The sequence below is a fragment of the Amycolatopsis thailandensis genome, from assembly GCF_042723255.1.
Classification (GTDB): Bacteria; Actinomycetota; Actinomycetes; order Mycobacteriales; family Pseudonocardiaceae; genus Amycolatopsis; species Amycolatopsis thailandensis.
Genome location: NZ_JBHXJK010000101.1, coordinates 25,782 through 32,802, shown reverse-complemented (window position 1 = coordinate 32,802; position 7,021 = coordinate 25,782). Strand labels below are relative to the sequence as shown.

At 70.1% G+C, this 7,021-nt stretch carries 7 protein-coding genes; all 7 read right to left on the bottom strand.

The features are described 5' to 3' along the window. Positions 1-16: 16 nt before the first annotated feature. Genes ACFWMR_RS31210 through ACFWMR_RS31180 form a run of 7 tightly spaced genes read right to left on the bottom strand, consistent with a single transcriptional unit; the run spans position 17 to position 7,019 of the window. Positions 17-274 (bottom strand): hypothetical protein, encoded by a 258-nt coding sequence (locus tag ACFWMR_RS31210; protein ID WP_093939173.1) that lies wholly within the window; start codon positions 272-274, stop codon positions 17-19. A 17-nt stretch (positions 275-291) separates the two neighbouring features. Next, positions 292-1,182, bottom strand: coding sequence for an AurF N-oxygenase family protein (locus ACFWMR_RS31205; RefSeq protein WP_378380969.1), 891 nt, complete (start codon positions 1,180-1,182; stop codon positions 292-294). Further along, a complete protein-coding gene (locus ACFWMR_RS31200) occupies positions 1,179-1,787 on the bottom strand; it encodes a TetR/AcrR family transcriptional regulator (protein ID WP_378380968.1) in 609 nt (202 codons plus the stop codon). The genes ACFWMR_RS31205 and ACFWMR_RS31200 overlap by 4 nt, the downstream gene beginning before the upstream one ends. Positions 1,788-1,833: 46 nt before the next feature. Next, positions 1,834-2,301: a hypothetical protein gene (locus ACFWMR_RS31195; protein ID WP_378380967.1), complete on the bottom strand. Its 468-nt coding sequence runs from the start codon at positions 2,299-2,301 to the stop codon at positions 1,834-1,836. Between the two features lie 14 nt (positions 2,302-2,315). After that, the gene (locus ACFWMR_RS31190) at positions 2,316-5,045 is read right to left on the bottom strand and encodes a hypothetical protein (protein ID WP_378380966.1); all 2,730 of its coding nucleotides are present in this window, start codon (positions 5,043-5,045) and stop codon (positions 2,316-2,318) included. Then, on the bottom strand, positions 5,036-6,028 hold the full coding sequence (locus tag ACFWMR_RS31185; protein ID WP_378380965.1) for a hypothetical protein: 993 nt from the start codon (positions 6,026-6,028) through the stop codon (positions 5,036-5,038). Before ACFWMR_RS31185 ends, ACFWMR_RS31190 begins: the two co-directional genes overlap by 10 nt. Further along, complete coding sequence (locus ACFWMR_RS31180; protein ID WP_378380964.1) at positions 6,018-7,019, bottom strand: AAA family ATPase; 1,002 nt, start codon at positions 7,017-7,019, stop codon at positions 6,018-6,020. The genes ACFWMR_RS31185 and ACFWMR_RS31180 overlap by 11 nt, the downstream gene beginning before the upstream one ends. Positions 7,020-7,021 lie beyond the last annotated feature (2 nt).

Below are 7,021 nucleotides of genomic sequence, written 5' to 3'. Positions count from 1 at the left end.
GCCCTCGTTCCACCTCCTAACGACGAGTGAGAACTCGCTTCGCCAGCCAGCCCGCGTAGACGGCCAGCCCCGCGACACCGGCCTTCCGCGTGGGGCCGGCCGCGATCGCCAGGCCGATGGCGAGTTCGGTGGCGCCGTTGCGGTAGGTCCAGTTGCGGACGTCGTCGGCGAAGGCCATCTTCGTCACGGGTTCGAAGGCGGCGGGGGCGGCGAAGTGGGCGAGACCGGTCGCGGCGATGCCGAGGCCGAGGACCTTGCCGGTGCGTGCGGACATGGAGTTGCCTTCCTTGTTCAGTCGAGGACGCCGGCGCGGCGCCAGAGCCGCCGGCTCGGACCTCCGATGAGGCCGATCTCGGTGAAGTATTCGACGGCCTTGGCCGCCCACGACGCCTTGGTGCGGCGCCAGTGCGGGTTCGCGTCGGCGACTTGGCGGGCTTCGCGGGGGTCGAGGCCGACAGAGGTGTATGCCTTGGGGTGCAACAGTTCCGACGTCGCGACATAGGCCATCCCGGCGATCGCCCAGCGGATCAGCTCGCGGCCGACCCGGCCGTGCCGGGCCCAGGCGCGGCCCAGCTCGTCCTTGGCGAAGCTGATGTGACGGGCTTCTTCGATGACGTGGATGCGGGAGATCATCCGGATCATCGGCTGCAGGCTTTCGTCGCGCATCATCTCGCGCTGCATCCCGTCGGCGAGCTCTTCGACGTAGATGGCTCCGGCGAACAGCAGCGCGGGGCCGCAGACCGCGCCGAACACCTTGCCCGCGCGATGCGCCGAGCGGCTCGGGCGCCGGACGACGCCGCCGCTCTTCGCGATCGAGCGGGCGAACATGGTGCTGTGACGGCATTCGTCGGCGATCTCGGTGAGCGCGTACTGGGCGTTGTGCGTCGTCGGATCGCTGTTGTACACGTGGCGCACGAGGCCCTGCATCAGGATCAGCTCGAACCAGATGCCCGACGCCGCCGCGGCCGCCGCTTCCTGACGGCTCAGCTCACCGCGCTGGTCTTCGTCGAGCCGGCCCCACAACTCGGTGCCGTACAGGGAACATCGTTCCGGCGCCTTGCCGTAGGCGCCGTCGACCAGCGGTGCCAGCCAGTCGACGTCGACGTCGGGGTCGTAGGAAAGCCGTGCGGAGGAGCGCTGCAGGCGCTCGGCGACGCGTTCGCTTTCGGTGTTCGCGGTCATGACGACCTCCCAGGATCGGAGCTTCCCAGCGCGCGCAGGGTGAAGGTGACCAGGTTCGGGATCGTGTCCGGGCCGCCGTTCCCGGCCAGGGGGCCGACGAGCGTTTCCGCACCGGCGCCGACCAGCGCCGCGGCGGTCGCTTCCGCGTCCTGCGACGGCAGCAATCCCCTGGTGACGCCATCCGCGATGGCCTTGGCGATAACCTCGCGGAACGCCCGGCGGAACACCAGCCGCTCGGCCTCGACCACGGCGTCGACCGGTTCGGCCAGCAGCGCGTACGCCAGCCTCGGCGCCTTCAGGGCCCGGCCGGCGAAGGTTTCGATCACCGCGACCACGCGCTCGCGGACGTCACCCTGCGCCGCGGCCGCCTCGACGCTGGCGATCTCACGGGAGACGACCTCGCGGAAGACCTCGACGATCAGGTCGGCCTTGGACGGGAACTGCCGGTACACGCTGCCGGTGCCGACGCCCGCCCGCGCGGCGACCGCGGCCATGGAGCAGCCCGCGTAGCCGGTCTCGGCCAGCAGCGCGACGGCCGCGGCCAGGATCTCGCCTCGCTGCGAGTCCAGCCTGGCCTGCGTCTTCTCGGTACGTCGGTACGGCACGAAAGGAGTGAAGCACGGATTCCGCACTTCAGCAATGGGCAGGACGTTACCGCCGAGCCGCGCCCTCGGGCCACACGATCGTCGTGGGCAGCCCGAGCCCGCGGGCGGCCGCGACGGTCTCCGCGGTGACCCCGGGCGCGCCGTCCCAGACGGCCACAAGGGCTTCGACAGAAGTCAGCATGTATTCACTGGCGGCCGTGTAGGCGGCGTGATTCGACTCGGCGTAGCGCATCGTGTGCACGGAACGGGCCCTGCTGATGAGGTCGTCGAAAGCCGCGAGGTTGCCGGGACCGACCTTGCGATCGCGATAGTCGGACGCGGGCAGAACCACTTCGATGGTTCCCCCGAGCCGGAGGACGGTTCGCGCGAACACCTGATCCGCGCCCCGCGCGAGGCAGGTCACGCCGACGAGACCGCTCGTCTCGTGGCCGAGCAGGATCGCCCGGAATTCCTCTTCCATCAGGACGACCGTCTCGCTGGTCAGATCCAAATGCCCGGTGATCCCGATCCGCACGACAGGCACTCCCCTCAGCTCTCGTCGAGCTGAGCCAGTAGCCGGCTCACCTCCGCGAGCCGCCCTTCGAAAGCGGCCGAAAAACCGTTCGCGAGCCGCGAGAAGACCACCGACGACTCCCTTAGCGCGGCCACCGCGTCCGCTCGCCTTTCACTCGCGAGGAGCACTTTGGCGTGCACATGCAGCGCCCCGGCCAGTTCTTCCTCGTACTGATTCTCGCCCAGCGAACGCAGGTCACGGTGGATGCGGACCGCGTCGCCGGTCGCCTCCGCCGCGCCACCGGCTTGGCCCGATGCCAGCAGATCGGCACTGTAGCCGAGCAGAGCGCTCGCGAGATGCCGCTGATGGACGGTGAGATCGGCCTGATTCACCTGCTTCGACAGTTTCACGGCGTCCTGCGCGACACGGACGGCGTCCGCCTTTTTTCCGGCTTTCAAAAGGCAGGCGCTGTAATCCCCGAGCACTTCGAGCAGGGCGGGCCGGTAGACATCGGGGTGGGCCGTCGCCTTCAACTCGATTCGCCGCACCACCTCGGCCAGTACCCGCACTCCGCGCATCAGCAGACCCGCGTCGGCATACCGCCGGGCCAGTTCACGGTTCAGGCTGAGCGCTTGGTCGACGGTGCGGTCGCCGTCGAGCCGGATGATCCGTTCCAGGACGAGCGCGGTGATCAACGGCGTGGCGCCGCCGGACTCGGCTTCCCACAAGCGTTCCAGTAGCTCGGGTCCGGAAAGGGCGACGAACCTCTCGGCCACCCCGCCGGGTGCGCGCCGGACGAGCTCGGGGCGTTTCAGGACGACTTCGGCGAGCAGGGATGATGACGGTGAGTTCATCAGCAACGTATCCGCCGCGCGCCGTGCGGCGGCGGAGTCGTCGGCGAGCAGCAAGGTGACCAGACCGCGGGCTTGGTCGCCGGTCAGACCGAAGCAACCGTCGCCGTCGAGTGCCAGCCGCAGTACGGAAGTGACGAGATGGGCGGGCTTCAGCGGGGCCACGATGTCGCTCGACGGGTACCACCGCTCGTGGAGGTCCAGCACTCTCCTGGCGTCCTCCTGGTCACGCGCGACGCGCAGGCGTGTCAGAAGATCAGCCGCTTCCCCGCGAGGCAAGGGGAACGCCAGTGTGGCGACCAGGACGACGGCCGCCAGCCGCAGCCGCCCTTCGACGGACAAGCTCCACCTCGCCGACTCGTGCTCGCACAGCGTTTCCACCAGCTTGCCCGGCCGACTGAATCGGGCGGGTGCGCCCTGGAGCACCGCCGCGAGCGCGACGATCTGCACCTCGTACGTCGAATCCGCGGCTTCCGCCGCCGGTGCCGGGGGTCGCGATTCACGACCGAGCATCCCGCAGAACACGTCGATCGAAGCGGCCATCACCCGCGACGGTGCCGGGAGCGGGCGCACTCGTTGTTGACTGGCCGGGGCGCGGTCGAGCGACCGCCGCACGACCTCCCACCAGGCTCCGGCGTCGTTGTCGAGCACGAGGACCCTGGCCACCGGGGGAAGCGCGTGTGCCAGGCCGGCGAAGTCCTCCGGCTCCCACCTGCTCCCGCCGTCGACGATGACGAGCAGGCCCCTCGCCGGGAATTCCCCGGTCAGGCTCACCGCGGGCGCCGACGGCCAGAGGACGACCCACCCCCGCGCGGTCGCTTCCGCCGCCAGCGCGTGCGCGAGCTGGCGCAGACCCCGATCCGGGTCGCTGTAGAGCAGCCGCACCGCGAGCGGATCAGCTTTGGTGAGCCAGGCGGTCAGTTCCGCGAGCTCGGCCTCACGCCCGACGGCGGCCATCCGGTCCGCGCGGGCGAGCAGTTTGCTCGGCAACCGATCCGCGGGGGCGAGTGCGACCGGACGGTCCGGCGGATCGAACACCCGGATGATCCGGCCGTCGCCCGACCGTCCGTGGAATCCGTCTTCACCCACGTCGACCCAGACATGACCGCCCGCCGGGATCGACACCGGGCGTTCCCCCGTGTCCGAGAAGACGCCGAGAAGCACTGGATCGCTGTCGGGCACCTTGACGAACACGCTGTGCTCGCCGGGTTCGCCGCCGATCCGCATCCGCCCCCCGTCCCGGGTGAAGGCGAGTTCCCGCCGTCCCAACGCCGCCGCGATCGGGGCGACGAGGCCGGGGGTCACGTCTTCGAACGGGCCGACGGACGCGAGCCGTTCCCCTTCCAGCCTGTCGTTGAGCACCTGTCGCAGCTGCCAGGCGGTGGCCGTCCGCAACACGTCGGCGGGCAACCGTTTCCAGGCGCCGTAAGCCCAGTCGACGATGCCGGACCGATCCTCGACCACCAGCGAGTACAGCACCCGCTTCAGTTCCGGCTCGCCGTCACGACCGGTGAGTACCTTTTCGTTGATCCGTTCCTCCAGCCGGAGCAACGGCGAAAGGGAGTTTTCGTGCATGCCTTCGAACACCGCCCACACGTCGTGGATGGGAGCGTCATCGAGGCTCTCGTCCAGCAATCCGCGAAGCCGGGTCCGAAGCGTCGGCAGCAGTTCGGCGCGCAACGCGATCCCGGTGGTCCCGCGAAAACCGATCCAGTCCGCGAACCACAGGTCGGTCTCGGACGAGACGTCCAGCCGGGGCAAGGCCCTGAGCCGGACCGCCCGGATCAGCTCCGGCTCGATCCGGGTCGCCGGGCTCAGCGCCACCGCGAGTTGCACATCCGGAGGCAGCTCGGAAAACACGGGCTCGTTCGCCAGTACCCTTTCGAGCGTTTCGAGCACTCCGGTCATCGACATGACGCCACCCGCACCCGGCTCGCCGTGGTGGACCGATCCCAGCTCACCAGGGTCAGCGACAACCTGAGCGCGCCGTTCAGCCGTCCCGGGGACACCGGCACCAGCGCGACGGGGGCACAGGCTCGTGACAGGACCAACGCGGCGAACCGCGCCCACTCACCCGTCAGGGGCCGGTCCGGCAGGTCCGGTCGGCCCGCCAGCCCGAGATCGGACAGGACGAGCACTTTGCCGCCGGGAGCGGGCGGCCGGTAGGCCTTCGGCTCGGCGGTGGGCTCGTCGCGGCATCCCCGCGAGGGCGTCCCGGCGAAGTAGCGCACGACGGTCGCCTGGTCGCCGACCACCGCGCGCACCCGGGTGACGAGCACGTCCTGATCCCGGCGGAAGGGGGCCATGGCGGGCCCGGTGTCGACCAGGACCTGCACGCCGAACCGGGACGTCGTGATCCGCGCTCTCGGCAGTTCCCGGATCGGCAGGCCGCGCGCGATGGTGTCGACCAGGACGCCGACGTCGACCGGCCCGTCGAACACCGGCCGGGACAACATCATCTGCAGGATCGACCGCTCGGAGCGCGGTGGCAGCAGGCCTTGGTGCGCGGGCCGGGCGGTGAGGTGACGCGGCTCGGGCCGCGGCACCGGTTCCGCGTGGAGCTTGTCGCGGCACCCGGGGACGGGCGGGCTCATCACCACGGTGGGCTTCACGGCTTTGAGCTCCGGAGACGCCGGCTCCTGCGGCGGCTCTGGCTGTACCGGCGGCTCTGGCGGCTCCGGCTGTTCATCCGGCACCGGCGGCGAATCCTCCCCTGCCGTCCGTTGCCGGACGCTGACGTCGCGCGGCGGCCGCCCGTAGTCCTCCTGCTCGGGCAAGAGCAGGTCGTCCTCCGAAAAGCCGAGCAGCCGCGCGACGACCCGCCTGGTCGCGACGTCACCGATCCCGTCGGCTCCCAGGGCGCGCAGTACGTCGCCGAGCCAGATCTCAGTACGCATGGCCCGGCACATCGGCGCCGTCCACCTGGACCTTGATCAGGCTCAGGTTCAGCAACCACTTCCATTCGGCTTCCCGGTGCGGGCCGATCCCGAGCCTGCGACAGGCGCGATAGGTGTCCAGCAACTCCGCCGTGCTCGGCGCGCGTCGCGCGTTCTGCCTGGCGTCGAGCCGGGCCTCGTCGAGACGTTTCGCGAGGGCCTTGGCCAGTTCGTGGTCTTCGGCCGTCGGCTCGGTTCCCTCGGCCCGGTGATGCGCCAGTGCGATCTCCACCAGCCGCTCGACCGAGGAATCCGGCAGCCAGGCGACGACACAGCGGCGCAGGAAGGCCTCCGGCAGTTCACGTTCTTCGTTGGTGGTCACCACCACCAGATGACTGCTGGACTTCGACGGCTCGTCCGGTGCTCCGGCGGCGGGCAGTTCCCTTCTGACCCGGCGCCGAGTCTCGGTGACCTCGAACTCCCCAGCGCCGAGCGGGACGAGCAGGCCGTTGGGCAGATCGGGATCGGCCTTGTCGATCTCGTCGATCAGCAGCACGGAACAGCCGTGCTCACGTCCGCTGTTCTCCGCATCCCGCGGGTCGGTCGCGTGATGCTCCTCAGGCAATTCGTCGCCCCCGGAGCCGCGCAGCTTGGCGGACATCGGCGCGTACGCCCACCAGAGCGCGCCCGGCTCGACGTACCGGAAGTCCCGCCACGAGTCCTGTTCCTCGGATCGTCGTTGCGCGTCGGCGAGCCTCCGGACGCTGTCGAACGTCCACAGTAGATCCTGCGCCTGGGTTCGCGCCGTCACCACGTGCTGGTAGAACCGCCACCTCTTCTCGGCCGCGACGAAGGGGGCGAGCGAAGACTTGCCGGAGCCTGGTTCCCCTCGCAGCAGCAGCGGCCTTCCGGTGGCGAGCGCGACGTCGACCGCGGTCCGCAGCTCCGGGCCCATCAGATAGACCGAACCGTCGTCCCCGACGGTGTCCGTGATTTCGAGTTCGTCGCTCATTC

Excerpts from the sequence above, each read along its gene's own strand:
- ACFWMR_RS31210 (WP_093939173.1), bottom strand. The coding sequence starts at position 274 with ATGTCCGCACGCACCGGCAAGGTCCTCGGCCTCGGCATCGCCGCGACC.
- ACFWMR_RS31205 (WP_378380969.1), bottom strand. The coding sequence starts at position 1,182 with ATGACCGCGAACACCGAAAGCGAACGCGTCGCCGAGCGCCTGCAGCGC.
- ACFWMR_RS31190 (WP_378380966.1), bottom strand. The coding sequence starts at position 5,045 with ATGTCGATGACCGGAGTGCTCGAAACGCTCGAAAGGGTACTGGCGAAC.
- ACFWMR_RS31185 (WP_378380965.1), bottom strand. The coding sequence starts at position 6,028 with ATGCGTACTGAGATCTGGCTCGGCGACGTACTGCGCGCCCTGGGAGCC.
- ACFWMR_RS31180 (WP_378380964.1), bottom strand. The coding sequence starts at position 7,019 with ATGAGCGACGAACTCGAAATCACGGACACCGTCGGGGACGACGGTTCG.